Origin of the sequence: Streptomyces sp. NPDC057854, from assembly GCF_042797055.1 — a bacterium.
In the GTDB taxonomy this organism is placed as follows: Bacteria; Actinomycetota; Actinomycetes; order Streptomycetales; family Streptomycetaceae; genus Streptomyces.
The window spans coordinates 57,681-82,292 of sequence record NZ_JBHVMF010000005.1 but is presented as its reverse complement, the minus strand read 5'-3'; the positions used below and the strand labels follow the sequence as shown (position 1 = coordinate 82,292).

Here is a 24,612-nt window from a genome sequence, read left to right as displayed (position 1 = left end):
CCTCCACCTTCGCCGCCCAGCCGGTGCCGCGGCATCGGGCGAGTGCCGCATGTTCGGGACGCGGGGTGCCTTAGGGAGGGCCGGGGGCCGCCTTAGGCGGCCCGGGGAGGGTGCGTACGGGTTCCCCGGGCCGCCCCGGGCGGGTCAGGCGGTGCGGCGGGCGCGCCACTCGGGGGCCAGCAGGGACCAGACCTCGATGTCGGTGCGGGTGCCGCGGTGGGCGTAGTGCTCGCGGAGGACGCCGTCGCGGGTCATGCCGAGCCGGCGGGCGACGGCGATGCTGGACTCGTTCTTCGAGGAGACGAGCCATTCGAGGCGGTGGATGCCCCGCTGCTCGACGGCCCAGTCGATGATGATCCGGCAGGCGCGGGTGACGAGGCCGCGGCCGGCGGCGGCGGGTTCCAGCCAGCAGCCGACCTCGGCGTGGCCGGCGGCCACGTCCATGGTGCGGAACATGACGCCGCCGACGAGGGTGCCGTCGGCCCAGATGCCGTAGAGGCGTCCGGCGTCGTTCGCGGTCTTCTCGGCGTAGCCGCGGAGGAAGGCGCGGGCGGAGTCCAGGTCGTGGACGGCGTCGGCGAGGCCGATGTGGGTGCCGACGTACTCCCGGCCGCGGTCCATGTGGGCGAGGAACTCCTCCGCCTGCCAGGGCTCCAGGGGCCTCAGCTCGGCGGCGTCGTCACCCAGCGATATCGCGAACATCCTCGTTCTCCTCCGTGTCCGTCACCGTGATGCGCTGCCCGGGGATCTTCGCACGGGCGTCGGCGGCGACGCGGCACTCGGGCGGCTCGATGCTGATCCTGGGCAGGATCCGGTCGAGGCTCCGGGGCAGCCACCAGTTGGCGCCGCCGAGCAGGTGCATCAGGGCGGGGACGAGGAGGGTCCGCAGGACGAAGGCGTCGAGGGCGACGGCGGCGGCGAGGGCGATGCCGAACATCGCGATGACCCGGTCGCCGGAGAGCACGAAGGCGAGGAAGACCGCGATCATGATGACCGCGGCGGAGTTGATCACGCGGCTGGTCTCGGCGAGGCCGACCCGGACCGCGCGCCGGTTGTCGCCGGTCTCCAGCCATTCCTCGTACATCCGGCTGACCAGGAAGACCTGGTAGTCCATGGAGAGGCCGAAGAGGACCGAGACCATGATCACGGGGAGGAAGGGCTCGATCGGGCCGGCGCTGCCGAGGCCGAGGAGTTCGGCGCCCCAGCCCCATTGGAAGATCGCGACGACGATGCCGAAGGCGGCGGCGACGGCCGCGATGTTCATGGCGGCGGCCTTGAGCGGGATGCCGATCGAGCGGAAGGCGAGCAGCAGGAGCAGGCAGCCGAGGGCGACGACGACGCCGACGAAGAGCGGCAGCTTGCCGACGATCACCTCGGCGAAGTCGTCGTACGAGGCGGTGATGCCGCCGACGTGCACGTCCAGCGAGGTGCCGGTCCCGGCGACCGGGACGACGTCGTGGCGGATCCGGTCGACGAGCTCGCTGGTCGCCTCGGACTGCGGCGAGGAGTCGGGGACGACGGTGAGGACGGCGGTGTCCCCGGAGCCGTTGTACGTGATCGGGGAGACGGCGGCGACGCCCTGGGTGGCGGCGAGCGCGTCCGGCAGCCGGTCGAGGGCGACCCGGTCGTCCGCGCCGTCGAGGGCGGCGACGAGGGTGAGGGGGCCGTTCACGCCCGGTCCGAAACCGTCGGCGAGGAGGTCGTACGCCTGCCGGGTGGTGGCGGTGGCCGGATTGTTGCCCTGGTCGGAGGTGCCGAGGTGGAGCGAGAGGGTCGGCAGCGCGAGGACGGTCATGACGACGACGGCGACGGCCCCGAGCAGCTTCGGGTGGCGCTCGACGAACGCGGACCAGCGGGCGGCGAAGCCGGTGGGCAGCTCGGGCTGCGGGCCGTGCTCGGCGAGCGTACGGCGCTCCCGCCGGGACAGCGCGCGCATGCCGATGAGGGAGAGCAGCGCGGGCAGCAGGGTGACCGAGGCGGCGACGGTGAGGACGACGGTCAGGGCCGCGGCGAGGGCGACGCCGTTGAGGAAGCCGAGGCGGAGGATGAGCATGCCGAGCAGCGCGATGCAGACGGTCGCGCCGGCGAAGACGACGGCGCGGCCGGTGGTGGCGACGGCGGTCACGGCGGCCTCGTCGACGGGCAGGCCGCGTTTCAGGCCCTTGCGGTGCCGGGTGACGATGAAGAGGGCGTAGTCGATGCCGACGCCGAGGCCGATGAGCATGCCGAGCATGGGCGCGAAGTCTGCGACCGTCATCACGTGGCCGAGGAGCACGATCCCGGAGTACGCGATGCCGACGCTGACCAGGGCGGTGGCGATGGGCAGCAGCGAGGCGGCGAGCGAGCCGAAGGCGAGGAAGAGGACGACGGCGGCGACGGCCACGCCGACCGCCTCCGCGACGTGGCCGCCGGGCGCCTCGGTCAGCGCGACGGCGCTGCCGCCGAGCTCCACCCGGAGCCCGTCGGTGCCGGCCGTCTTCGCCGTGTCGACGAGGGCCCGGGCCTGCGCGACGGGGATGTCGTCGGCCTGCTCGCGGAAGGTGACGGTGGCGTACGCGGTCCGCCCGTCCTCGCTGACCTGGCCGCGCGCGGCACCGTCCCCGTACGGGGAGGCGACGGCGGCGACGCCGGGCAGCGCCGCGACCCGCTCCAGCATCGGCCCGACCCGCTCCTGCACCGCGTCCGCGCGGACGCTGCCGCGCTCGGTGTGCCAGACGATGGTGTCGGTGTCCCCGCCGAGCCCCTGGAACCCGCGGTCGAGCAGGGCGGTCGCCCGCCCGGACTCGGTGCCCGGCACCTCGTAGTCGTTGGAGTACGCGCTGCCGGCGAAGGCGGCGGCGCCACCGACCCCGGCGAGGGCGAGGACCCACAGGAGAACGGCGACGAGGCGGTGCCGGATGAACCACCGTGCGATGGCTGCCAAAGGACGTGCTCCCTGCTGGATCGGTGCTCGCGGCCCACTGTCGCAGCCAAACGTGATCGTTTGACCGTTTCGTGTCGATCCTCACAGATCGTGCGGGCCGGGGAGTGCCGTCACACGCGGTGGCTCGGCCGCGGCCCGGGCCGACTGCCCTTCCGCCCTCAGGCCCCGCCCGCTACGCGCCCGGGGCACTGCAGCCGGCCCTGCGCGAAGTCCTGGAACTCCTTCATCAGCTGCGGCAGGGCGGCCTGGAGCGCGGCCGGGTCGGGAGTGTCGTTCGCGGTGATCCGCAGCTCGATGTACTTCCCCGGCGTGTTGGCGTCCTTGGCCGGTTCGCAGGTGAAGGAGGCGGCGGCGCCGGTGTCCCAGATGATGCCCTTCTCTCCCACGTCGAGCGGCTTGGGGTGGGCGGAGTCCCACGAGGACCAGTCGATGGACTCCGCGAAATTCCGGCGCGTGGCCACTGCCTGAAACTTCGTGTTTCCGTCGATGTACAGGGTGCAGGTCGCCGAGTCGAGTTCTTTTGTCAGGGCGAACGGATCACCGGAATCGGGCGAGAATTCCACCGTGTCGCCCGGCGGCAGAAGCGGAGCCACGTCACTCCCGGCGAACGCCCCACCGCCCCAGCAGACGCGCTCGGGCAGCTGGGGGGCGGCCTTCTCCTCGCCGGCGGCGCAGCCCGCCAGAAGACCTGCCGCGACGGCGGCTGTCGATGCCACCGCAGTGGTACGGGCGAAGCGTCGCATGATCAGTTCTCCCCGGAGACTCGGAGGACGGCGAAGTCGCGACCGATGGCATGGGCCGATGCCGTCTCGGTCGACGCGGAACCCTGGTAGTCCTGGATCTCGGCCTCGCTGAGCCCCGCCGCCTTCCCCGCCCGCGCCACGGCGGCCTCGGCGGAATTCTTGGCGAAGGTCTCCGCCTGGGCATATCCCGATGCGGCCTCATGGCGGGCGTCCGTGGCCGTGTCCTGCTTCGCACCCTCCGTGAGGTATTCGGTGACGTCTTCCTTGACCCAGCCGATCATGTCACCGCCGATGGGCAGCATCTCGAGGTACTTGGCCCCGAAGAGGTCGATCCAGCGATTCGCCCACTTCGCGTTCTCCGCGACGCCGTCGTTGTACTCCTTGTCCGAGCGGGCCGCCGCGTCGACCACGGCCTGGGCCCGCGCCTCGCTCATCATGCCCGCGATCTCGCCGCCCGGGTGGACGGCGTTGCGGACGGCCTCGCCCGTGTCGGCGTACTTCTCCGGGTTCTGGAAGACGTCCGACACCAGGGCCGTGGTGAACGCCTGCTGGGCGTTGGTGATCGCGCCGTACGCGTCGGGGTCCTGGCCGACCGCGCCGAGGAACTGGGCCATCTCGGCCTTGTCGAAATCCGCCCGCTCACCGAACGGCTTGATCCGCTCCGCGCCGTTCTCGGCGGTGGCCTGGAGGTCCGCCATGTACTCGGCGGCCATGTTGCCCAGGTTAGGGGCGATGCCGGTGAGCGGGCCGTCGTCGACGGCGAGCTCCGGCGAGTTGCCGATCTTCTCGACGACCTTCTCCATGACGCTCGCCATGGTCTTGGTGTGCTCCACCGGCTTCGCGTCCTCGTCGCCGGGGACGCGGCCGGTGACCGCGGCCTCCAGGGCGTTGCCGAGGGCGGTCTGGCCGGGGGTGGTCCCGCTGCCGGAGACGGTGTCGTAGTAGTCGTCCGTGGGCTTCCGGTCGAGCATGTAGTCGACGACGCTCTTCGCGTCCTTGCCGGTGAGCTCGTCGTCCGCGAGGGTGACGATGCCGTCCTTGTTCGTGTCCGAGCGGAGCTGCTCGTCGAAGAAGGCAGCCGAGGCCGCGGGATTGTTCGCCATGGCTTCCATGAGACCCGTGAGGGGGTTGAAGCCCTTGCCGCCGCTCTCGCCGAGGTTGATGCGCGTGTCCATGTTCGTGGGCAGCGACTCCGACCAGCGGCCCGGGTCCTCCCGGTCCAGGGCGACCATGTCGCGGCCGACGGAGACCAGGAAGTCCTTGTCGTACGTGCCCTCCCGGAGGAGGCCGCCGAGGGCCTGGTAGCCGTAGATCTTGGAGAAGCCGACGCCGGGGACGTCGAGCTCCTTGCGGCCGGCCTTCAGGAGGCCTTCCGTCCACACCGTGTCGAGGTGGTTCGGGGTCGTCCGCTGGGTGGCGAGGCCGAGCATCGCGCCCATGTCGGACTGGATGCCGCGGACCAGGTCGGCGCGGTCCTGGCCGGCCGGCCCGAGGGACGTCGAGTCCAGGGACATCTTCGCGTACGCGTCGAGCGTGGCCTCGGGACCCAGCCACCGGTAGAAGCCGGTCGCGAACTCGGGGTCGTTCCGGTTGTCGTCCAGCAGGTCCTCGAGTTCCTTCAGCTGGCCCGGGTGCCGTGCCGTGCCGCCTTCGCCGGTGACCTTCTTCAGCAGCTCCGCGGCCCGGGCGACCTGCTCCTCGTCGAGGGTCTTGTACGTGGGGGCGCTGAAGTTGTGGTCGTCCTTGACGTTCGCCGCGAGGGCGCGCCGCAGCGACTCGTCGGCGTCGGCGCAGTCCTCGACGAGACGGTCGATCTTCCGCTGCCAGGCGGCCACGGCCTCCTTCTGCTCCCGTACGAGCTTCGGGTAGTCGATGTCCGGGTCGTGGGCGGCGGCGACGTCGGTCGACAGGTCGTGCCGGGGCCGGGCCTTGCCCTGCGCGTCGACGTGGACACCGGCCGCGGGGGCCTCCTCGTCCCTGATCCTGACCAGGGCGTCCCTCGCCGCCAGGAAGGAGGTGTGGGCGTCGGCGAGCAGCAGATGGATGCCCTTCGCCTGCGCGTGCGCGTCCTCGAACTCCTTGGCGGTCTTCGCGATGAACGGCCGCGTCACGTCGGAGTTGACGCCCTGCCACTGGGCCTTGTCCGTCTTGGCCTGCATGCCCTCGCGGGCATCGGTGGCGAGCGTCTTGAGCTTGGCGGCCATCTCCGACCAGTCGTCGACGGCCTGCTTCAGCTTGGCGACGGGCGCGTTCACGACGTCGTCGAATGTCAGCACGGCGGTTCCCCCGGGTCCTCTACTTGAAGTACTCGTCGATCTTGGACGTGGAGAGCAGCTGCCCTCCGATGTCCGCGTCGTCCTTGGCATGGACGGACTTGCTGTAGTCCAGGTGGTTGGAGATCCGCGCGCAGGCGTCGAGGAGGGTGCGCAGCTGGCTGTTCCAGCGGTCGTGCACCTTCAGCAGCTCGGATCCGCTGGTGAAGTTGCCGTTGGTGAGGGCGATCGACGCGTCGAAGGTCGCGGGCCGCGCGTGGTCGCCGTCCCGGGAGAGCCGGCCGTAGAGCAGGTACGCCTCGTGCCCGATCGCTCCGAGGTCGTCGCGGTTCACCACCAGGTCACCGGAGCCCGCGGTCGCACCGGCGTTGCCTTCGAGTCCGTTGAGCCGCATCCGGTCCGGCTCCCGCTGCGCGCTGTCGGCCTTGAGCTGCTCCCACTCGTCCCAGGACATCGTGTTCCCCCTTCGACCGGTCGTCCCCGTGTGGCCCCTGAGGGCCCGTTCCACCCGGCCCGGGGGTCGTTGCTTCACAGTAGCAACAGGGGCATGTCATGCGGCTCCCGGGGCGGGGCCCGGCGTCTGCGCGGGCGCGAACGGCGGGCGGACCGGGCAGGGGCGGGTCGGAGACGGCGAGTACGGGGGCCGGCCGGGGGCCGGTTGATCCCCGGCTCACGGGAGCGGCAAGCTGACTCTCTGTCATTCGCTGTGACCGGGGAGAAAGTTGAGCGCATCGGCGCACCACATCGGGCCCGACTCCGCGCCGGACCGGTACCGGCTGCTGCGCTCCATCGGGCACGGCGGGGAGGCCGTGCTCTACCTCGCCGAGCTGGAGCTCGCGGGCAGGGCCGAACCCGTCGTCGTCAAGGTCCTCGACTCCCGGACGACGATCACACCCGAGATCTTCGAGCGCGTCAGCCGCAAGTGGAACGAGCAGACCGAGTTGCTGCGGTTCGTCAGCCGTCCGGGCGTCGTCGGGGTGCGCGAGCACTTCCAGGGGCCGCCCATCCACGCGCCCGGCGAGTCCGGCGCGCTCAGCGGCCGGGCGCTCGTCCTCGTCATGAACCACGTCGACGGGCTCGACCTGCGCGACTGGCGCGCCGAGCGGACCCTCGCGACGCCCGCCGAGCGGCGCGAGGTCATGCGGACGCTCGAACAGCTCGCGGACGTCCTCGACTGGCTGCACTCCGGCCGGGCCACCCCGTCCGGGCGGACCGTAGTCCACGGCGACCTGTCGCCGGGCAACGTGATGGTCGACGAGAACGGCCAGGCCACCTCGTCGACTTCGGCCTCAGCAAGCTCACCGCCGACCACCGGACCGCCGAGGTCTGGTTCACTCCCGGCTACGCGGCGCCGGAGATCTTCGAGGGCAAGCGGACCCCGGCCACCGACCGGTACGCCTTGGGTGCCATCGCCTACTTCCTGCTGAGCGGCCAGTCCCCGCCGGCCTCGCCCGAACAGCTGGCCGCCGCGCTCGCCGCCGTGCCGCAGATCGCGGCGCTGCCGGAGGAGCAGCGCGGCCGGGTGCTCGCCATCGCCGCGGCGGATCCGGACAAGCGCCCGCTGTCGCTGTCGGCGTGGGTCAAGGAGGTCCGGCACGGGGTGGTGCCCACGACCACGACCTCCCGGCCGGCGACCCCGCGGGACGCGCCCCCGGCCCCTGCCGTACCGCCTCCTCCGGCTGCTCCCCCGCCGCTCCCCTGGTGGGCTTCGGTCCCGCCGTCTCGCCCCCGGCCGTACCGGGCCCGCACGGTCTGCCGACCGTCGGCGCGGCGACGTACGGCGGTCAGGGCTCCCCGCCCCCGCCGCGTCCCGGGCTGCGCAAGGGGCTCGTGACCGGGGCCGTCGCCGGGGTCGTCCTCGTCACTGTCCTCGCGGTGCTCGGCATCTAGAAGCTCGCGGCCGGCGACGACGAACCCGGCGGTGACGCGGGCAAGGCGGGAGCGGGGCCCACCACGTCCGTGACGGCGTCCAGCGCCGTGCCTCCCAGTGGCGCGACCACCGCGCCGACGACGGAACCCCCACCGACGCAGACGCCCACGCCGACGCCGACGCCCGAGGCTCCCGTCACGATGCCGTTGACCTCGCTGAAGCCCATCGACGACGAGTACGGCGCCTTCCGGATCAAGGCGGCGAAGCTGGACACCGAGGAGTACGCGGACGCCCTCGTCGCCGCCGCCTACTGCTACGCCACCCGCTCGATCGAGTTCGACATCAACCGGGAATGGTCCACACTCGGCTTCACCGCCGGGATCGACGACGGGGCCGCCGCGGAGTCGGGGCGGATCACCGTGCTGCTCGACGGGAAGCCGGTGTTCGCCCAGGACCTCACGCTCGGGAAGCCGGTGACCCGCACGGTGGACGTCACCGACGGTCTGCGGCTCCTGGTCCGGGTGGAGAAGTCCTCGGACCAGGACTGCAACAAGCCGGTCGTCGTCATCGCCGAGCCGACCCTCCGCCAGTAGCCCGCGGACGCGCAGAGCGGCCCCGTGCCGGAACTCCGGTGCGGGGCCGCTCTCGTGTGCGGGGCGGGCGGGAGGGTCAGCTCTCGGTGACGCCCAGCTTCTCCAGGATGAGGTCCTTGACCCTGGCCGCGTCGGCCTGGCCGCGGGTGGCCTTCATGACCGCGCCGACCAGGGCGCCGACGGCCGCGACCTTGCCGCCGCGGATCTTGTCCGCGATGGCCGCGTTGCCCGCGATGGCCTCGTCGACGGCCGCGCCGAGCGCGCCGTCGTCGGAGACGACCCTCAGACCGCGCTTCTCGACGACCTCGTCCGGGGTGCCCTCGCCGGCGAGGACGCCCTCGATGACCTGGCGGGCCAGCTTGTCGTTGAGGTCGCCGCCGGCGACCAGGGCCGAGACCCGGGCCACGTCCGCCGGGGTGATGGGCAGCTCCTCCAGGGAGACGCCCTTCTCGTTGGCGTTGCGGGCCAGCTCGCCCATCCACCACTTGCGGGCCGAGGCCGCGTCCGCGCCCGCCTCGATCGTGGCGACGATCGGGTCGACCGCGCCCGCGTTGAGGATGGACTGCATCTCCTGCTCGGAGACGGCCCACTCCTCGCGCAGCCGGTTGCGGCGCACGCGCGGCAGCTCGGGGAGCGCCTGGCGGAGCTTCTCGACCCACTCGCGGGACGGGGCGACCGGGACCAGGTCCGGCTCGGGGAAGTAGCGGTAGTCCTCGGCGTTGTCCTTGATGCGGCCGGAGGTGGTGGAGCCGTCGTCCTCGTGGAAGTGACGGGTCTCCTGCACGATCGTGCCGCCGGACTCCAGGACCGCCGCGTGGCGCTGGATCTCGAAGCGCGCCGCCCGCTCCACCGAACGGAGCGAGTTGACGTTCTTCGTCTCCGAGCGGGTGCCGAAGGTCGTGGAACCCTTCGGCATCAGCGACAGGTTGACGTCGCAGCGCATCTGGCCCTTGTCCATGCGCGCCTCGGAGACGCCCAGGGAGCGGATGACCTCGCGCAGCTCGGCGACGTACGCCTTGGCGACCTCGGGGGCCCGCTCGCCCGCGCCGACGATCGGCTTGGTGACGATCTCGATCAGCGGGATGCCGGCCCGGTTGTAGTCGAGCAGCGAGTGCGAGGCGCCGTGGATGCGGCCGGTCGCGCCACCGATGTGGGTGGACTTGCCGGTGTCCTCCTCCATGTGGGCGCGCTCGATCTCCACGCGGAAGACCTCGCCGTCCTCCAGCTGGACGTCCAGGTAGCCGTTGAAGGCGATCGGCTCGTCGTACTGGGAGGTCTGGAAGTTCTTCGGCATGTCCGGATAGAAGTAGTTCTTCCGGGCGAAGCGGCACCACTCGGCGATCTCGCAGTGCAGTGCGAGGCCGATCTTGATGGCGGACTCGACGCCGATCTCGTTCACGACCGGCAGCGCGCCGGGCAGGCCGAGGCAGGTCGGGCAGGTCTGCGCGTTGGGGTCGGCGCCCAGCTCGGTGGAGCAGCCGCAGAACATCTTGGTCTTCGTACCGAGCTCGACATGGACCTCCAGGCCCATGACGGGGTCGTACGAGGCCAGTGCCGCCTCGTACGACAGCAGTTCAGTGACAGTCACGGTGGAACTTTCCCTCTCAGCCCAGCAGGACGTCGTCGTCGCCGAGGCGCTTCAGCTCGCGGTACAGGATCGCGAGGCCGGTGACGATGGCGGCGGCGGACACGGCGGAGTCGATCAGGCGCAGCATGTCGTGGTCGTTGCGGGCCAGCTTGGCCTGCTTGGCGACGCTGACGGCACCGAACGCGGTGGTCGCGAGCGAGACGTAGATGCCGGTCTTCGACTTCTTGAAGTTCTTGGCCTTCTTTGCCATGGCACTCACAGCGACGGAGCCTCCTCGAGCAGCGGGTGGCCCCACTTTTCCACGAAGGCGGCCTCGACGGCGGCACCGACCTTGTAGAGCCGGTCGTCCTGCATGGCGGGGGCGATGATCTGCAGCCCGACCGGGAGGCCGTCCTCGGGCGCCAGGCCGCAGGGCAGCGACATGGCGGCGTTGCCGGCCAGGTTGGTCGGGATGGTGCACAGGTCCGCGAGGTACATCGCCATCGGGTCGTCGGCGCGCTCGCCGATCGGGAAGGCGGTGGTCGGGGTCGTCGGGGAGACGATCACGTCGACCTGCTCGAAGGCCTTCTCGAACTCGCGGGTGATGAGGGTGCGGACCTTCTGGGCCGAGCCGAACCACGCGTCGTAGTAGCCGGAGCTGAGCGCGTAGGTGCCCAGGATGATGCGGCGCTTCACCTCGGGGCCGAAGCCGGCCTCGCGGGTGAGGGCGGTGACGTCCTCGGCGGAGCGGGTGCCGTCGTCGCCGGCGCGCAGGCCGTACCGCAGGCCGTCGAAGCGGGCCAGGTTGGACGAGCACTCGGACGGCGCGATCAGGTAGTACGCCGACAGGGCCAGGTCGAAGGTCGGGCAGTCCAGCTCGACGATCTCGGCGCCCAGCTCCTTCAGCAGCTCGACGGACTCGTCGAAGCGCTGCATGACGCCGGCCTGGTAGCCCTCGCCGCGGAACTGCTTGACGACGCCGACCCGCATCCCGGCCACCGAGCCGTTGCGGGCGGCCTCGACCACCGGCGGGACCGGCAGGTCGATGGAGGTGGAGTCGAGCGGGTCGTGGCCGGCGATCGCCTCGTGCAGCAGGGCCGCGTCCAGGACCGTGCGGGCGCAGGGGCCGCCCTGGTCGAGGGAGGAGGAGAAGGCCACCATGCCGTAGCGGGAGACCGCGCCGTACGTGGGCTTGACGCCGACGGTGCCGGTGACGGCGGCGGGCTGGCGGATGGAGCCGCCGGTGTCCGTGCCGATGGCCAGCGGGGCCTGGTACGCGGCGAGCGCGGCGGACGAGCCGCCGCCGGAGCCGCCGGGGATCCGGGTGAGGTCCCACGGGTTGCCGGTCGGGCCGTAGGCGCTGTTCTCGGTGGAGGAGCCCATCGCGAACTCGTCCATGTTGGTCTTGCCGAGGATGACGACGTCGGCGGCCTTGAGGCGCTTGACCAGCGTGGCGTCGTACGGCGGGAGCCAGCCCTCCAGCATCTTCGAGCCGACCGTGGTGGGCACGCCCTGGGTCGTGAAGATGTCCTTGAGCGCGAGCGGGACGCCGGCCAGCGGGCCGAGCTTCTCGCCGCGGGCGCGCTTCTCGTCGACGGCGCGGGCCTGCGCGAGGGCGCCCTCGCGGTCGACGTGCAGGAAGGCGTGGACCTTCTCGTCCACGGCCTCGATGCGGGCCAGGTGGGCCTCGGTGACCTCGACCGCGGTGAGCTCGCCGGACGCGATCCTCGCGGCGATCTCGGCGGCGGTGAGCTTGATGATGTCCGTCATGGTCAGTCCTCCCCCAGGATCTGCGGCACCTTGAAACGCTGCTGTTCCTGGGCAGGGGCGCCGGAGAGCGCCTGCGCGGGGGTGAGCGACGGACGGACCTCGTCCGCGCGCATGACGTTCGTCAGCGGCAGCGGGTGGGAGGTCGGCGGTACGTCCTGCTCGGCGACCTCGGAGACGCGGGCGACCGCGCCGATGATGTCGTCGAGCTGACCGGCGAAGTGGTCGAGTTCCTCGTCGGCGAGTTCCAGACGCGCCAGCCGAGCGAGGTGTGCGACCTCCTCGCGCGTGATGCCAGGCATGCAGCGATCCTCTGGGGTGAGTCTGATGGTGTGTGCCCCAATCCTATGGGGCCGCTCCCCCTCCCGGTGAAACGGTCGGCCCGGACAGGCCCCTGGTCCTTCCCTGAGGAGTCACTGAGGGGTCAGCGAGGGCTCCCTCAGGGGTCACGGGGGATCGCAGGGGATCACGGGAGGTCACGGGAGATCACAGGGGGATCACTGCACGACGTGGCCGGGGGCCGGGTCGAGCGCGGTCGCGGGAGCCGTGTCGACGGCCCGGCGCCAGCCGTGCTCGCCGCGGGCCCGCAGCCACGCGGTCGTCTCGGCCGGCGGCATCGCGGCGGAGACCAGCCAGCCCTGGACGGCGTCGCAGCCCAGGTCGCGCAGCCGCTCCCAGGTCTCGTCGTCCTCCACGCCCTCGGCGACGACGAGCAGGCCGAGGGAGTGGGCCAGGTCGACGGTGCAGCGGACGATCTCGGCGTCCTCGGTGTCGACGGCGAGCCGGGCGACGAACGAGCGGTCGATCTTCAGTTCGCTGACCGGGAGCCGGCGCAGGTGCACCAGGGAGGAGTAGCCGGTGCCGAAGTCGTCCAGGGACATCTTGACGCCGTGGCCGGTGAGGCCGTTGAGGGTGTCGGCGGCGCGCTGGGGGTCCTCCAGGAGGACGTGTTCCGTTATCTCCAGCTGGAGCGAGCCGGCCGGGACGCCGTGCCGGGCGAGCCGGGCGGCGACGGCGCCGGCGAAGCCGGGGGTGTGCACGTCGCGCGGCGAGACGTTGACCGCGACGGGCACCTCCAGGCCCTGGGCGCGCCAGCGGGCGACCTGGGCGAGGGCGGTCTCCAGGACGTACTCGGTGAGGTGCGGCATCAGCCCGGAGGACTCGGCGATGGCGATGAACTCGTCCGGTGGAACCTTTCCTCGCTCGGGGTGGACCCAGCGGACGAGGGCTTCCAGACCGGCGACCTGGCCGTCGAAGCGGACCTTCGGCTGGTAGTGGAGCTCGACCTCGCCGGCGTCGAGCGCGCGGCGCAGGTCGCCGAGGAGGCCGAGCCGGTCGGGCGTGTTGGAGTCGCGCTTGGACTCGTACACCTCGACGCCGGTGCGGTCGCGCTTGGCCTGGTACATGGCGACGTCGGCGCGGCGCAGCAGGCCCTCGGCGTCGGCGGCGTGGTCGGGGTGGACGGCGACGCCCGCGCTGGCCTCCAGGACGAGGGTGAGCCCGTCGAGGTCGAGCGGGGAGGAGAGGGCGGCGACGAGGTGGCGGGCGACGCGCTGGGCGCTGGTGGTGGAGTCGGTGGTGGGCAGCAGGACGGCGAACTCGTCGCCGCCGAGCCGGGCGGCCTCGGCGCCGCGGGGCAGGGCGAGGCGGAGCCGGTCGGCGATCTGGAGGAGGAGCCGGTCGCCGGCGAGGTGGCCGAGGGTGTCGTTGACCGAGCGGAAGCGGTCGAGGTCGATGAGGACGAGGGCGGCGCGGGTCTGCTCGCCCTCGGCGTCGGCGAGCGCGGTCCAGGTGCGTTCCAGCAGCCACTGGCGGTTGGGGAGGCCGGTGAGCGGGTCGCGGAGCTGTTCCTCGGCGCGGGCGCGGGCGATCCAGAGGGTGGAGTCGAGGGCGATCAGCGGGATCGCGAAGAGCGGCAGGAGGACCGGGAAGGCGGCGGCGACGACGCAGATCAGCGGGGCGATGCCGAGCAGGGCGACGGCGACGAGCCCCTGCCGGAGCAGGGCGGTGCGGGCGACGGTGGGCAGGCCGCGGCCGGGCGGGGCGAGGGTGTACCACAGCAGCAGGCGGGTCGCGAGGAGATAGGCGCCGGCGGCGAGCACGATCTCCGGGGCGTCGGCGATCCCCCAGTCGAGGGGGTGCCAGGGCCGGTCGACGCTGGGGACGTCGCCGAAGACGGCGAGCACCAGGGCGGCGGCGCCGACGCCGAGGATGTCGGCGGCGCCGTGCAGCAGGCCCTGTCGCCAGCGGTGCCGACGGGCGGCGCTGACCAGGACGACGACGGTGAGGGAGACGAGTCCGGCCGGGATCCAGCCGTACAGGAGCAGGACGGCGAGGGTGAGGGCGGCGCCGGAGCCGGTGCCGCCCCACCAGCGCTCGCGGCCCAGGGCGACAAGGTGGCCGACGATGAGGCCGGTGAGCAGGGCGAGGGACCAGCCGGCGACCCCGCCGGGGAAGAGCGGGTGGCCGCCGGCCAGGGCCCGCTGGAGGCCGGTGACGAGCACGGCGGCGGCGGTGCCCAGCACGGCGGCGGGCAGGCCGGTGAAGCCCGCGGGGAGCACCCGGCCGCGCGGCCGTGGCACCGGGGCGGCACTCTCGGTCGGTTCCATTCCCGTCCCTCTCACAGGCGGCGGTGCCGTCGCTGTCCGATGGGCCGCGCGCGGCGGCCCGGGTGGCGTCCGGCCGCGGGCCGCGCGCTCCGCCGGCGTCGGGGGCGGGGCGCGCGGCACGGGGCCGTTCGTCCTGGCGCACGGCCGCGCAGAGCCCTCGCGCGGCCGTGCGGGACGAGACGCACGGTCACCACACTAGGCCGCCGAGGGCGCCGAGGGGCAGCGCTCTCCCTCTCTTGCCCGAATGCGGCCTGGCCACCCGTAACGATCTGGTATGCGCCGAACGGGTGACCTTCCGGGGTGCCGGGAGGGGCGGCGGGTGGTCACTCCTCGACCGGCTGGGCGGCCTCGCGGGCGGCCTCGGGCCCCTGTTCGAGCAGGATCTTGAAGCCTTCCTCGTCCAGAACCGGAACCTTCAGCTGCATGGCCTTGTCGTACTTGGAACCCGGGTTTTCCCCGACCACGACGAAGGAGGTCTTCTTCGAAACGGAACCGGTGACCTTGGCTCCGCGGCTCTGGAGCGATTCTTTTGCGCCATCCCGGGTGAAGCCTTCCAGGGTGCCGGTGACGACGACGGTGAGCCCTTCCAGCGGGCGCGGCCCCTCGTCCTCGCCGGCGCCCTCGTCCTCCAGGGTGACGCCGGCGGCGCGCCACTTCCGCACGATCTCGCGGTGCCACTCCTCGGCGAACCACTGCTTCACGGCGGCGGCGATGATCCCGCCGACGCCGTCGACGGCGGCCAGCTCCTCCTCGGTGGCCTGCTCGATCCGCTCCAGGGAGCGGAACTCGCGGGCCAGCGCCTCGGCGGCGACGGGGCCGACGTGGCGGATCGAGAGGCCGTTGATGAAGCGGGCGAGCGGGCGGGTCTTGGCGGCCTCGATGTTCGCCAGCATGGCGAGCGCGTTCTTCTTCGGCTCGCCCTTCTGGTTGGCGAAGACGGTGACGATCTTCGGTTCGCCGGTCTTCGGGTCCCGCTTGGGGAGTCCGCTGTCGGCGTCGAGGACGTACGCCTTGACCGGCAGCAGCTGCTCGATGGTGAGGTCGAAGAGGTCGCCCTCGTCGGTGAGCGGCGGCTCGGCGGGCTCCAGGGGCCGGGTGAGGGCGGCGGCGGCGACCGCGCCGAAGTTCTCGATGTCCAGGCACTGGCGGCCGGCGAGGAACTCGACGCGCTCGCGGAGCTGGGCCGGGCAGGTCCGGGCGTTCGGACAGCGGAGGTCGATGTCGCCCTCCTTCATCGGCTTCAGCGGGGTGCCGCACTCGGGGCACTCGGCGGGCATCACGAACTCCCGCTCGGTGCCGTCCCGCAGGTCGACGACCGGGCCGAGGATCTCCGGGATGACGTCGCCGGCCTTGCGCAGCACCACGGTGTCGCCGATGAGGACGCCCTTGGTCTTCACCACCTCCTGGTTGTGGAGGGTGGCGAACTCGACCTCGGAGCCGGCCACGGTGACCGGCTCGACCTGGGCGTAGGGGGTGACGCGGCCGGTGCGGCCGACGCCGACCTTGATGTCGACGAGCTTGGTGTTGACCTCCTCCGGGGCGTACTTCCAGGCGATCGCCCAGCGCGGGGCGCGCGCGGTGGAGCCGAGCCGGCCCTGGAGCGGGATCTCGTCCAGCTTGACGACGACGCCGTCGATCTCGTGGGCGACGGAGTGGCGGTGCTCGCCGTAGTACGCGATGAACTCGCGCACCTCGGGGAGGCCGCCGACGACCCTGTTGTGGGTGGAGGTGGGCAGGCCCCACTCGCGCAGCAGTTCGTACGCCTCCGAGAGCCGGCCGATCTCGAAGCCCGCGCGGGCGCCGATGCCGTGCACCACCATGTGCAGCGGGCGGGTGGCGGTGACCTTGGGGTCCTTCTGGCGGAGCGAGCCGGCCGCGGCGTTGCGCGGGTTGGCGAAGGGCTTGTCGCCGGCCTCCACCAGCCGGGCGTTGAGCGCCTCGAACGCCTCCATGGGGAAGTAGACCTCGCCCCGGATCTCGACGAGCTCCGGGATCCGGTCGCCCTGGAGGCGCTCGGGGACGTCGGCGATGGTCCGCACGTTCGGCGTGATGTCCTCGCCGGTGCGGCCGTCGCCGCGGGTGGCGGCGCGGGTGAGCCGGCCGTGCTCGTAGGTGAGGTTGACGGCGAGGCCGTCGACCTTGAGCTCGCACAGGAAGTGGAAGTCGGGGGTGCCGACGTCCCGGGCGACGCGCTCGGCCCAGGTGGCGAGCTCGTCGTCGTCGAAGGCGTTGTCCAGCGAGAGCATGCGCTCGCGGTGCTCGACGGCGGCGAAGTCGGTCGCGTACTGCCCGGCGACCTTCTGGGTCGGCGAGTCGGGCGTGCGCAGCTCCGGGTACTCCTCCTCCAGCGCCTCCAGGGACCGCAGGAGGCGGTCGAACTCGGCGTCGCTGACGACCGGCTGGTCCTTCACGTAGTACCGGAAGCGGTGCTCCTCGACCTGCTCGGCCAGTTCGGCGTGCTTCTCGCGCGCCTCGGCGGGCACGACCGCCTCCCCGTCGGGCAGGGCCCCCTGTTCGACTGCCACCTTCGTCCGTCCTCCCGTGCCTTCAGAACCCGGTCACTCTGGGTTGTCCGCGAGTGATCTCGCCGCCCGGACGCAGTGGGCGAGCGCCGCGCGGGCGTACGCGGGCGAGGCGCCCGCCAGCCCGCACGTGGGGGTGACGACGACGGACTCGGCGAGAGTCCCCGGATTCAGCCCCAGCCTGCGCCACAGCGTCCTGACACCCATGACGCTACCGCCCGGGTCCGACAATGCCGTGTCGGTGGACGGCACCACACCGGCGAAGAGCTTCGTCCCGGCCTCCACGGCCTCGCCGATCGGCTCCTCGTCACGTTCGGTGAGCAGCCCGAAGTCGAACGAGACGGCGGCGGCTCCGGCGCGGCGGAGCAGCCCGAAGGGCACGCCGGGGGCGCAGGAGTGGACGGTGACGGGCCCGTCGTGGGCGGCGATCACGTCCCGCAGGGCGGACTCGACGACCTGCCGGTCGACGGCCCGGTGGGTGCGGTAGCCGCTGGCGGTGCGGATCTGTCCGAGGAGGACGGCGGTGAGCGAGGGCTCGTCGAGCTGGAGCACGATCCGGGCGCCGGGGACGCGCTTGGCGACGTCGGCGAGGTGGTCGCGCAGGCCCTCGGCGAGCGAGGCGGCGAGGTCGCGGCAGGCGCCGGGGTCGGCGAGGGCGGCCTCGCCGCCGCGGAGTTCGAGGGCGGCGGCGAGCGTCCACGGGCCGACGGCCTGGACCTTGAGCGGGCCCTCGTACCCCTGGGTGAACTCCTCCAGGGCGTCGAGGTCCTCGCCGAGCCAGGAGCGGGCCCGGCGGGTGTCGCGGCCGGGCCGGTCGCTGATCCGCCAGCCGCTGGGCTCCACGTGCGCGTACAGGTCGACGAGCATCCCGAGGGTGCGGCCGGTCATGTCGGCGCCGGGGCCGCGGGCGGGGAGTTCGGCGAGGAACGGGAAGTCCTCGAAGGTGCCGGTGACGGTCCTGGCGGCCTCGCGGGCGTCGCCGCCGGGGAGGGAGCCGACGCCGGTGGCGGGGCCCCACTGGGCGATGTCGGTCATGGCGGGCTACCGTCCCGGACGGACCGTCAGGTCGTTGACCTCGGCGTCGCGCGGCAGGTCGAGCGCCATCACGATCGCCGTCGCCACCGACTCGGGGTCGATCCACTTCCCGGGGTCGTACTCCTTGCCCTCCTGCTGGTGCACCTTGGCCTGCATGGGGCTCGCGGTGCGGCCGGGGTAGACGGAGGTGACCCGGACGCCGTTGCCGTGCTCCTCGTGGCGGAGCGCGTCGGCGAGCGCCTTGAGGCCGTGCTTGGAGGCGGCGTACGCGCTCCACTCGGCGTGGGCGTTGAGCCCGGCGCCGGAGTTCACGAAGACGACGTGGCCCTGGGTGAGGCGGAGCTGCGGCAGGAAGTGCCGGGTGAGCTCGGCGGGGGCGACCAGGTTCACGTTGAGCTGGTGGTGCCAGGACTTGGGGGTCAGCTCCCCCACCGCGCCGAGGTCCACGACGCCGGCGACGTGCAGCAGCGAGTCGATGCGGTCGGGCAGGCTCTGGTGCGAGAAAGCCCAGGAGAGCCGGTCCGGGTCCGCGAGGTCGCCGACGAGCGTCCGGGCGCCGGGGAACTCCGCCGCCAGCTCCTTCGCCCGCCCCGCGTCGCGCGCGTGCAGCACGAGTTCGTCCCCGCGCGCGTGCAGCCGCCGCGCGACGGCGGCGCCGATGCCGGAACCGGCCCCGGTGATCACATGAGTAGCCATGGTCACCATGGTCCCATCAGCGGGCGGCGATCTCGCTCTCCAGGTACGCCAGGGCCTGCGCCCCGTCGTCGGCGAAGAAGGCCAGGTCGGTGAGGGGGCGGGGGAGGAAGCCCTCGGTCTCCATGCGGCGGAACTGGGCCTTGAGGCCGTCGTAGAAGCCGGCGGTGTTGAGGACGACGACGGGCTTGGTGTGCTTGCCGTGCTTCTTCAGCTCCAGGATCTCGGTGGCCTCGTCGAGGGTGCCGGTGCCGCCGACCATGACGACGATCGCGTCGGACTTGGCGAGGAGGAGCGCCTTCCGTTCGGCGAGGTCCTTGGTGATCGTCATCTCGTCGGCGCCCGGGCGGGCCTTGGCGGCGAGGAAGTCGACGGAGACGCCGACGAGGCGGCCGCCGGCTTCCTGGACGCCGTCCGCGACGACCTTCATCAGGCCGGTGTCCGAGCCGCCCCAGACGAGGGTGTGGCCGGCCTTGCCGAGGAGTCCGGCGAACTCGCGGGCGGGGGCGGTGTAGCGCTCGTCGAGGTCGGCGGCGGAGAGGAAGACGCAGATGTTCATGCCGCCACGGTAGAGCACCGAATTTTTCCTCCCGGCCCTGACCTGCGGTTTCCGGGTTTCTTCGGGAAATCCCGGGCCGCGCCGATGAGTTCCGGTGAGTCGGCCGGTCTGCCCTGCCATGGACGAGGTGAAGACGGTCGTGTCCCGGGACGGGACGCCGATCGCGTACGCGCGGTACGGGGCGGGGGCGGCGGACGGTCCCGCGGTGGTGCTGGTGGACGGGGGCCCTCGGTCGGCGGCCGGCGAGGCGCCGCTGGCGCGGCTGCTGTCCCGGAGCTGCCGGGTGTTCGGCTACGACCGCCGGGGGTACGGCGGGGCCGGCTGCCCGGTCGAGCGGGAGGTCGAGGACCTGGCGGCGGTGCTGGCGGCGGCGGGCCCGGGGGCGGCGGTGCACGGCAGCGGGGCGGGCGGCGCGCTGGCGCTGGCCGCGGCGGCGGCCGGGCTGCCGGTGGCGGCGGTGTCGGTCTTCGAGCCGTCGTACGAGGGGCCGGGCGCCGTTCCCGAGGTCCACGCGCGCGTGCTGGTGGTCGACGGGGGCGCGAGCCCGGCGCCGGTGCGGCGGGCGGCCCGGGAGCTGTCGGCGCTGCTGCCGCGCGCCCGGCACCGCACGCTGACGGGCCAGACCCACGAGGTGGCGCCGCACGTGCTGGCGCCGGTCCTCGCGGAGTTCGTGGCGGAGGTCGCGGAGGCGGCGGACGCCCTGTGAGCGGGCGGGGCCGCTACGCGGGCGCGGCGGCCGTGCGCCGCGCCGTCGTGGCGATGGTCGCCGAGCCGACCACGCGGGTGCCGTCGTAGAGGACGATCGCCTGGCCGGGGGCGACGCCGCGGACCGGCTCGTCGAAGGTGACCTTCAGCTCGCCGTCCTCCAGGGCGGCGGTCACCGCGGTCTCGCCGCCGTGGGCGCGGAGCTGGGCGGTGTAGCGGCCGGGGCCCTCGGGGGCGGTGCCGCACCAGCGGGGCTTGATCGCGGTGAGGGCGGTGACGTCCAGGGACTCGGCGGGGCCGACCGTGACGGTGTTGTTCACGGGCGAGATGTCGAGGACGTAGCGGGGCTTGCCGTCGGCCGCCGGGTGGCCGATGCGCAGGCCCTTGCGCTGGCCGATGGTGAAGCCGTACGCGCCCTCGTGGGTGCCGAGCTTGGTGCCGGACTCGTCGACGATGTCGCCCTCGGCCTTGCCCAGGCGGCTCGCGAGGAAGCCCTGGGTGTCGCCGTCGGCGATGAAGCAGATGTCGTGGCTGTCGGGCTTCTTGGCGACGGCGAGGCCGCGCCGCTCCGCCTCGGCGCGGATCTCGTCCTTGGTGGTGAGGGTGTCGCCGAGCGGGAACATGGCGTGGGCGAGCTGCTGCTCGTCGAGGACGCCGAGGACGTACGACTGGTCCTTGGCCATGTCGGAGGCGCGGTGCAGCTCGCGGGTGCCGTCCTCGTTGAGCACGACGGTGGCGTAGTGGCCGGTGCAGACGGCGTCGAAGCCGAGGGCGAGCGCCTTGTCGAGCAGGGCCGCGAACTTGATCTTCTCGTTGCAGCGCAGGCACGGGTTGGGGGTGCGGCCGGCCTCGTACTCCGCGACGAAGTCGTCGACGACGTCGGCGCGGAAGCGCTCGGCGAGGTCCCACACGTAGAAGGGGATGCCGATGACGTCGGCGGCCCGGCGGGCGTCGCGCGAGTCCTCGATGGTGCAGCAGCCGCGGGCTCCGGTGCGGAAGGACTGCGGGTTCGCGGAGAGCGCGAGGTGCACGCCGGTGACGTCGTGGCCGGCCTCGACGGCTCGGGCGGCGGCGACGGCGGAGTCCACGCCGCCGGACATGGCGGCGAGGACGCGGAGGGGGCGCGGGGTCTCAGTCATAGCCCTACCAGGGTACGGGTCGGCGGGAACCGCGCGGCCGGTACCGGCGTTCTGGGGAGCATGGGCGGCGAGAGCGGGAAGAAGCGGCGGGTCGGCCGGCGGGCGGTGCTGCTCGGCGGCGGCGCGGCCGTGCTGGGCACGGCGGTGCTGGCGCGCGAGGAGCTGGCGCGGGCGTGGTGGCGGCTGCCGGGGATGGAGAAGCCGCGGACCGACGGGGAGCTGGACCACAAGGCGGCCGAGTGGACGGCGGCGCACCAGGCGAACTGGCGGCGCGCGGACCGTCCGGACGACTACCGGATCGACCGGGTGGTGATCCACGTGGTGCAGGGCTCGTACGCGACGGCGCTGAAGGTGTTCCGCAATCCGCTGCACGGCGCCGCCACCCATTACGTGGTCCGCAAGGACGGGCACGTGGCGCAGATGATCCGGGAGCTCGACGTGGCCTTCCACGCCGGGAACCGGGACATGAACGAGCGGAGCGTCGGCATCGAGCACGAGGGCTTCGTGGACCGGCCGCAGGACTTCACGCCGGAGATGTACGCGGGGTCGGCGCGGCTGACCGCGGACATCTGCCGGCGGCACGGCATACCGGCGGACCGGGAGCACATCATCGGGCACGTGGAGGTCGAGGGCACCGACCACACCGATCCCGGCCCGCACTGGGACTGGGACCGGTACCTGGCGCTGGTGCGCCGGGAGCTGACGAAGCCCCCGGCCGCGGTCTAGACGGCTCGCCCGCGCGCTGCGGCCGGTCAGCTGAGGCCGGCGGTGCGGGCGCGCTCCACGGCCGGGCCGATGGCGTCGGCGACGGCCTTCACGTCCGCGGGCGTGGAGGTGTGGCCGAGGGAGAAGCGGAGGGTGCCGCGGGCCAGGTCCGGGTCGGTGCCGGTGGCGAGCAGGACGTGGCTGGGCTGGGCGATGCCGGCGGTGCAGGCGGAGCCGGTGGAGCAGGCGATGCCGGCGGCGTCGAGGAGGAGCAGCAGGGAGTCGCCCTCGCAGCCGGGGAAGGTGAAGTGGGCGTTGGCGGGGAGCCGGTCGACCGGGTCGCCGCCGAGGATCGCGTCGGGGACGGCCGTTCGGACGGCGGTGACGAGGGTGTCGCGCAGGGCGCCGATCTCGCGCGCGAAGTCCTCCTGTCCGTCGGCGGCGATCCGGGCGGCGGTGGCGAAGGCGGCGACGGCGGGGACGTCGAGGGTGCCGGAGCGGACGTGCCGCTCCTGGCCGCCGCCGTGCAGCACCGGGACGGGGGTGTGCTCGCGGCCGAGGAGCAGGGCGCCGATGCCGTAGGGGCCGCCGATCTTGTGGCCGGAGACGGTCATCGCGGCGAGGCCGGAGGCGGCGAAGTCGACGGGGAGCTGGCCGACGGCCTGCACGGCGTCGGCGTGCAGCGGGACGCCGAACTCGGCGGCGGCGTCGGCGAGGGCGCGGACCGGCATGACGGTGCCGATCTCGTTGTTGGCCCACATCACGGTGGCGAGGGCGACGGAGTCCGGGTCGCGGGCGATCGCGTCGCGCAGCGCCTCGGGGTGGACCCGGCCGTGGGCGTCGACCGGCAGGTACTCGACGTCGGCGCCCTCGTGGGCGGCGAGCCAGTCGACGGCGTCGAGGACGGCGTGGTGCTCGACGGGGCTGGCGAGGACGCGGGTGCGGCGGGGGTCGGCGTCGCGGCGGGCCCAGTACAGGCCCTTGACGGCGAGGTTGTCGGCCTCGGTGCCGCCGGAGGTGAAGACCACCTCGCTGGGGCGGGCGCCGAGCGCGGCGGCGAGGGTCTCGCGGCCCTCCTCGACGGTCCGCCGGGCGCGCCGTCCGGCGGCGTGCAGGGAGGAGGCGTTGCCGGTGACGGCGAGCTGGGCGGTCATCGCCTCGATCGCCTCGGGCAGCATGGGCGTGGTCGCGGCGTGGTCGAGGTAAGCCATGGTGGGTCGATTCTACGAGCCCCGGAGCGGCGCTCCCCTCCGCACCGGGGTCGTACGGCGGCGTACCGGCTCAGCCGCGCGGGGCGCGGGCGAGCTGGCGGGACTGGGCGACGAGCCGGCCGGCGCTGTCCCAGACCTCGGCGTCCTCCTCCAGGAAGCCGCCGGCGAGGTTGCGGGTGGTGATGGCGACCCGCAGCGGGCCGGGGGCGGGGCGGCAGCGGACGTGGACGGTGAGCTCCACGGTCGGCGTCCAGCCCTTGAGGCCCAGCTCGAAGGAGGTCGGCGGCAGGGCGTCGACGGCCAGCAGCAGCGACAGCGGGTCGGGCTCGCGGCCGTCGGCGAGGCCGAACCAGGCGCGCATCTCGCCCTTGCCGGAGGGGGCGCCGAGGGCCCAGCCGACGCAGGCGGGGTCGAGGCGCAGGTCGAGCCGGTCGGTGATGGCGGAGGAGCCGGGGATCGGCGGGGCCGGGCTGTCGGCGGCGCTGAAGCACTGCTCGACCGGGGCGAAGGCGGGCGGGGTGGCGCTGGTGCGGACGTCGTCCGGGAGGGCGCCGAGGTCGCCGTACGAGGCGAGGACGCGGATCCGCTCGACCTCGGTGCCGTCCTCGGCGTACTGGTACAGGGAGGCGGTGCCGGTGGAGAGGGTCCGGCCGGTGCGGACGGTCTCGGTGCGGATGACCGCCGGGCCCGGCGCGGACGGCGTGAGGTAGTGCGCCGTGATGGTGAAGGGGTCGGGGTGCGGCAGGTGGTCGCCGAGGGCGCGGCCGAGCAGGGCGAGGAGGTAGCCGCCGTTGACGGCGTGGATGATCGTCCAGCCGGCCGAGAGCTCGGCGTCGTAGACCCCCGGCTCGCGGAGGGTGACGGCGGTGTCCCGGTCGAACTCGCTGCGCGCCTCGGTCGCCGGGGCCGGGCTCGTCTCGGTACTCGTGCTCATGGCCCGAAGGTACAGCAGGAAACTACTGAGCGGTAGCTTTTTCGGTCTCCTCGCGGGCCGAGGAGCGGTTCCAGGCGCGCGGGGCCCGCCAGTGGTAGCGCATGGCGAGCAGCCGCAGGAGGAAGGCGGTGAGCACGGCCGCGCCGCTGGTGTAGGCGTTCAGCACGTCGAAGCGGATGCACAGGACGACCATCGCGGCGCCGACGATCGCGGGGACGGCGTACAGGTCGCGGTCCCAGCGGAGCAGCGACGGCACCTCGTTGGCGAGGACGTCGCGGAGCACGCCGCCGCCGACGGCGGTGGCGAGGCCGAGCGCCGCGGACGAGGTGAGGCCCAGCCCGTAGTCGTACGCCTTCGTCGTCCCGGTGACGCAGAAGAGGCCGAGGCCGGCCGCGTCGAAGACGTTCACGGCGGTCTGGGTGCGCTCCACCTCCGGGTGGAGGAAGAAGACGAGGACCGTCGCCACCAGCGGCATCAGGAAGTAGCCGAGGTCGGTGAAGGCGGCCGGGGGTACGGCCCCGATGATGAGGTCCCGGAGGAGACCGCCGCCGAGCGCGGTGACCTCGGCGAGCACGGCCATGCCGAAGACGTCGAAGTTCTTCCGGACGCCGAGGAGGGCGCCGGAGATCGCGAAGACGAAGATGCCGACGAGGTCGAGCGTGTGTTGGACGGACGGACTGAACAGATCGTGGAGCACCGGCCAATTGTGCCGTGCGTACGGGAAGGGCCCGTCCGCCACGCGGCGGACGGGCCCTCTCCGTACG

Annotated in this window: 24 protein-coding genes; 5 read left to right on the top strand and 19 right to left on the bottom strand. The window is 73.1% G+C overall.

Annotated features, from left to right (window positions below):
• Nucleotides 1-144: 144 nt before the first annotated feature.
• From ACFVQZ_RS09775 to ACFVQZ_RS09755, 5 genes are all read right to left on the bottom strand, one after another.
• Nucleotides 145-702: a GNAT family N-acetyltransferase gene (locus ACFVQZ_RS09775; protein ID WP_383620882.1), complete on the bottom strand. Its 558-nt coding sequence runs from the start codon at nt 700-702 to the stop codon at nt 145-147.
• The gene (locus ACFVQZ_RS09770; protein WP_030492494.1) at nt 680-2,923 is read right to left on the bottom strand and encodes an MMPL family transporter; all 2,244 of its coding nucleotides are present in this window, start codon (nt 2,921-2,923) and stop codon (nt 680-682) included. The genes ACFVQZ_RS09775 and ACFVQZ_RS09770 overlap by 23 nt, the downstream gene beginning before the upstream one ends.
• Before the next feature lie 158 nt (nt 2,924-3,081).
• Nucleotides 3,082-3,666 (bottom strand): hypothetical protein, encoded by a 585-nt coding sequence (locus ACFVQZ_RS09765; RefSeq protein ID WP_383620880.1) that lies wholly within the window; start codon nt 3,664-3,666, stop codon nt 3,082-3,084.
• A 2-nt stretch (nt 3,667-3,668) separates the two neighbouring features.
• Nucleotides 3,669-5,942, bottom strand: a complete 2,274-nt coding sequence (locus tag ACFVQZ_RS09760) for a hypothetical protein (protein WP_030492496.1) — start codon at nt 5,940-5,942, stop codon at nt 3,669-3,671.
• 19 nt (nt 5,943-5,961) lie between these two features.
• Entirely contained in the window at nt 5,962-6,393 is a 432-nt protein-coding gene (locus tag ACFVQZ_RS09755; protein ID WP_030492497.1) for a hypothetical protein, read from the bottom strand.
• Between the two features lie 268 nt (nt 6,394-6,661).
• Between ACFVQZ_RS09755 and ACFVQZ_RS09750 the strand changes: the two genes are divergently transcribed.
• Entirely contained in the window at nt 6,662-7,366 is a 705-nt protein-coding gene (locus tag ACFVQZ_RS09750) for a phosphotransferase (RefSeq protein ID WP_383620877.1), read from the top strand.
• On the opposite strand, the gene ACFVQZ_RS09745 is transcribed toward ACFVQZ_RS09750, so the two are convergent.
• Nucleotides 7,353-7,493, bottom strand: a complete 141-nt coding sequence (locus ACFVQZ_RS09745) for a hypothetical protein (RefSeq protein ID WP_383620875.1) — start codon at nt 7,491-7,493, stop codon at nt 7,353-7,355. The genes ACFVQZ_RS09750 and ACFVQZ_RS09745 overlap by 14 nt on opposite strands.
• A 21-nt stretch (nt 7,494-7,514) precedes the next feature.
• Between ACFVQZ_RS09745 and ACFVQZ_RS09740 the strand changes: the two genes are divergently transcribed.
• Nucleotides 7,515-7,829, top strand: a complete 315-nt coding sequence (locus tag ACFVQZ_RS09740; protein WP_383620873.1) for a hypothetical protein — start codon at nt 7,515-7,517, stop codon at nt 7,827-7,829.
• A 186-nt stretch (nt 7,830-8,015) separates the two neighbouring features.
• Nucleotides 8,016-8,402 carry an NPCBM/NEW2 domain-containing protein gene (locus ACFVQZ_RS09735; RefSeq protein ID WP_383620871.1) on the top strand — a complete coding sequence of 129 codons (387 nt, stop codon included), beginning with the start codon at nt 8,016-8,018 and terminating at the stop codon, nt 8,400-8,402.
• A gap of 76 nt (nt 8,403-8,478) precedes the next feature.
• Here ACFVQZ_RS09735 and gatB read toward each other — a convergent pair whose 3' ends face one another.
• The 9 genes from gatB to ACFVQZ_RS09690 all read right to left on the bottom strand — a co-directional run bounded on the left by gatB (nt 8,479) and on the right by ACFVQZ_RS09690 (nt 19,154).
• Nucleotides 8,479-9,990, bottom strand: coding sequence for an Asp-tRNA(Asn)/Glu-tRNA(Gln) amidotransferase subunit GatB (gene gatB / locus ACFVQZ_RS09730; RefSeq protein ID WP_383620869.1), 1,512 nt, complete (start codon nt 9,988-9,990; stop codon nt 8,479-8,481).
• Between the two features lie 16 nt (nt 9,991-10,006).
• The gene (locus ACFVQZ_RS09725; RefSeq protein WP_030492500.1) at nt 10,007-10,240 is read right to left on the bottom strand and encodes a hypothetical protein; all 234 of its coding nucleotides are present in this window, start codon (nt 10,238-10,240) and stop codon (nt 10,007-10,009) included.
• 5 nt (nt 10,241-10,245) lie between these two features.
• Nucleotides 10,246-11,739 carry an Asp-tRNA(Asn)/Glu-tRNA(Gln) amidotransferase subunit GatA gene (gene gatA / locus ACFVQZ_RS09720; protein ID WP_383620867.1) on the bottom strand — a complete coding sequence of 498 codons (1,494 nt, stop codon included), beginning with the start codon at nt 11,737-11,739 and terminating at the stop codon, nt 10,246-10,248.
• A gap of 2 nt (nt 11,740-11,741) precedes the next feature.
• Nucleotides 11,742-12,038, bottom strand: a complete 297-nt coding sequence (gene gatC, locus ACFVQZ_RS09715) for an Asp-tRNA(Asn)/Glu-tRNA(Gln) amidotransferase subunit GatC (RefSeq protein ID WP_030492502.1) — start codon at nt 12,036-12,038, stop codon at nt 11,742-11,744.
• Between the two features lie 195 nt (nt 12,039-12,233).
• Nucleotides 12,234-14,345, bottom strand: coding sequence for a putative bifunctional diguanylate cyclase/phosphodiesterase (locus tag ACFVQZ_RS09710; protein ID WP_383620863.1), 2,112 nt, complete (start codon nt 14,343-14,345; stop codon nt 12,234-12,236).
• Nucleotides 14,346-14,668: 323 nt separating this feature from the next.
• Nucleotides 14,669-16,870, bottom strand: coding sequence for an NAD-dependent DNA ligase LigA (gene ligA / locus ACFVQZ_RS09705; protein WP_030492504.1), 2,202 nt, complete (start codon nt 16,868-16,870; stop codon nt 14,669-14,671).
• A gap of 33 nt (nt 16,871-16,903) precedes the next feature.
• Nucleotides 16,904-17,902 carry a methionine synthase gene (locus ACFVQZ_RS09700; protein ID WP_383620861.1) on the bottom strand — a complete coding sequence of 333 codons (999 nt, stop codon included), beginning with the start codon at nt 17,900-17,902 and terminating at the stop codon, nt 16,904-16,906.
• Nucleotides 17,903-17,908: 6 nt separating this feature from the next.
• On the bottom strand, nt 17,909-18,607 hold the full coding sequence (locus tag ACFVQZ_RS09695) for an SDR family oxidoreductase (RefSeq protein ID WP_383620859.1): 699 nt from the start codon (nt 18,605-18,607) through the stop codon (nt 17,909-17,911).
• Nucleotides 18,608-18,614: 7 nt separating this feature from the next.
• Nucleotides 18,615-19,154 carry a TIGR00730 family Rossman fold protein gene (locus ACFVQZ_RS09690; protein WP_383620857.1) on the bottom strand — a complete coding sequence of 180 codons (540 nt, stop codon included), beginning with the start codon at nt 19,152-19,154 and terminating at the stop codon, nt 18,615-18,617.
• 118 nt (nt 19,155-19,272) lie between these two features.
• Between ACFVQZ_RS09690 and ACFVQZ_RS09685 the strand changes: the two genes are divergently transcribed.
• Complete coding sequence (locus ACFVQZ_RS09685) at nt 19,273-19,860, top strand: alpha/beta fold hydrolase (RefSeq protein WP_383620855.1); 588 nt, start codon at nt 19,273-19,275, stop codon at nt 19,858-19,860.
• A gap of 13 nt (nt 19,861-19,873) precedes the next feature.
• Here the strand turns inward: ACFVQZ_RS09685 and mnmA are convergent, their stop codons facing one another.
• Nucleotides 19,874-20,998 carry a tRNA 2-thiouridine(34) synthase MnmA gene (mnmA, locus tag ACFVQZ_RS09680; protein WP_030492512.1) on the bottom strand — a complete coding sequence of 375 codons (1,125 nt, stop codon included), beginning with the start codon at nt 20,996-20,998 and terminating at the stop codon, nt 19,874-19,876.
• A 60-nt stretch (nt 20,999-21,058) separates the two neighbouring features.
• Between mnmA and ACFVQZ_RS09675 the strand changes: the two genes are divergently transcribed.
• A complete protein-coding gene (locus ACFVQZ_RS09675; protein WP_036413519.1) occupies nt 21,059-21,724 on the top strand; it encodes an N-acetylmuramoyl-L-alanine amidase in 666 nt (221 codons plus the stop codon).
• Between the two features lie 26 nt (nt 21,725-21,750).
• Here the strand turns inward: ACFVQZ_RS09675 and ACFVQZ_RS09670 are convergent, their stop codons facing one another.
• From ACFVQZ_RS09670 to ACFVQZ_RS09660, 3 genes are all read right to left on the bottom strand, one after another.
• Nucleotides 21,751-22,914 (bottom strand): cysteine desulfurase family protein, encoded by a 1,164-nt coding sequence (locus ACFVQZ_RS09670; RefSeq protein WP_383620852.1) that lies wholly within the window; start codon nt 22,912-22,914, stop codon nt 21,751-21,753.
• Nucleotides 22,915-22,984: 70 nt separating this feature from the next.
• Nucleotides 22,985-23,848: a thioesterase family protein gene (locus ACFVQZ_RS09665; RefSeq protein WP_030492515.1), complete on the bottom strand. Its 864-nt coding sequence runs from the start codon at nt 23,846-23,848 to the stop codon at nt 22,985-22,987.
• 22 nt (nt 23,849-23,870) lie between these two features.
• On the bottom strand, nt 23,871-24,545 hold the full coding sequence (locus ACFVQZ_RS09660; protein ID WP_383620850.1) for a trimeric intracellular cation channel family protein: 675 nt from the start codon (nt 24,543-24,545) through the stop codon (nt 23,871-23,873).
• Between the last annotated feature and the right edge of the window lie 67 nt (nt 24,546-24,612).

Bases quoted from the DNA above. Each gene is read 5' to 3' on its own strand.
- gatA (WP_383620867.1), bottom strand. From the start codon at position 11,739: ATGACGGACATCATCAAGCTCACCGCCGCCGAGATCGCCGCGAGGATC.
- ACFVQZ_RS09695 (WP_383620859.1), bottom strand. From the start codon at position 18,607: ATGGTGACCATGGCTACTCATGTGATCACCGGGGCCGGTTCCGGCATC.
- ACFVQZ_RS09685 (WP_383620855.1), top strand. From the start codon at position 19,273: ATGGACGAGGTGAAGACGGTCGTGTCCCGGGACGGGACGCCGATCGCG.
- ACFVQZ_RS09710 (WP_383620863.1), bottom strand. From the start codon at position 14,345: ATGGAACCGACCGAGAGTGCCGCCCCGGTGCCACGGCCGCGCGGCCGG.
- ACFVQZ_RS09755 (WP_030492497.1), bottom strand. From the start codon at position 6,393: ATGTCCTGGGACGAGTGGGAGCAGCTCAAGGCCGACAGCGCGCAGCGG.
- mnmA (WP_030492512.1), bottom strand. From the start codon at position 20,998: ATGACTGAGACCCCGCGCCCCCTCCGCGTCCTCGCCGCCATGTCCGGC.
- ACFVQZ_RS09775 (WP_383620882.1), bottom strand. From the start codon at position 702: ATGTTCGCGATATCGCTGGGTGACGACGCCGCCGAGCTGAGGCCCCTG.
- ACFVQZ_RS09690 (WP_383620857.1), bottom strand. From the start codon at position 19,154: ATGAACATCTGCGTCTTCCTCTCCGCCGCCGACCTCGACGAGCGCTAC.
- ACFVQZ_RS09675 (WP_036413519.1), top strand. From the start codon at position 21,059: ATGGGCGGCGAGAGCGGGAAGAAGCGGCGGGTCGGCCGGCGGGCGGTG.
- ACFVQZ_RS09665 (WP_030492515.1), bottom strand. From the start codon at position 23,848: ATGAGCACGAGTACCGAGACGAGCCCGGCCCCGGCGACCGAGGCGCGC.
- ACFVQZ_RS09670 (WP_383620852.1), bottom strand. From the start codon at position 22,914: ATGGCTTACCTCGACCACGCCGCGACCACGCCCATGCTGCCCGAGGCG.
- gatC (WP_030492502.1), bottom strand. From the start codon at position 12,038: ATGCCTGGCATCACGCGCGAGGAGGTCGCACACCTCGCTCGGCTGGCG.
- ACFVQZ_RS09725 (WP_030492500.1), bottom strand. From the start codon at position 10,240: ATGGCAAAGAAGGCCAAGAACTTCAAGAAGTCGAAGACCGGCATCTAC.
- ACFVQZ_RS09765 (WP_383620880.1), bottom strand. From the start codon at position 3,666: ATGCGACGCTTCGCCCGTACCACTGCGGTGGCATCGACAGCCGCCGTC.
- ACFVQZ_RS09700 (WP_383620861.1), bottom strand. From the start codon at position 17,902: ATGACCGACATCGCCCAGTGGGGCCCCGCCACCGGCGTCGGCTCCCTC.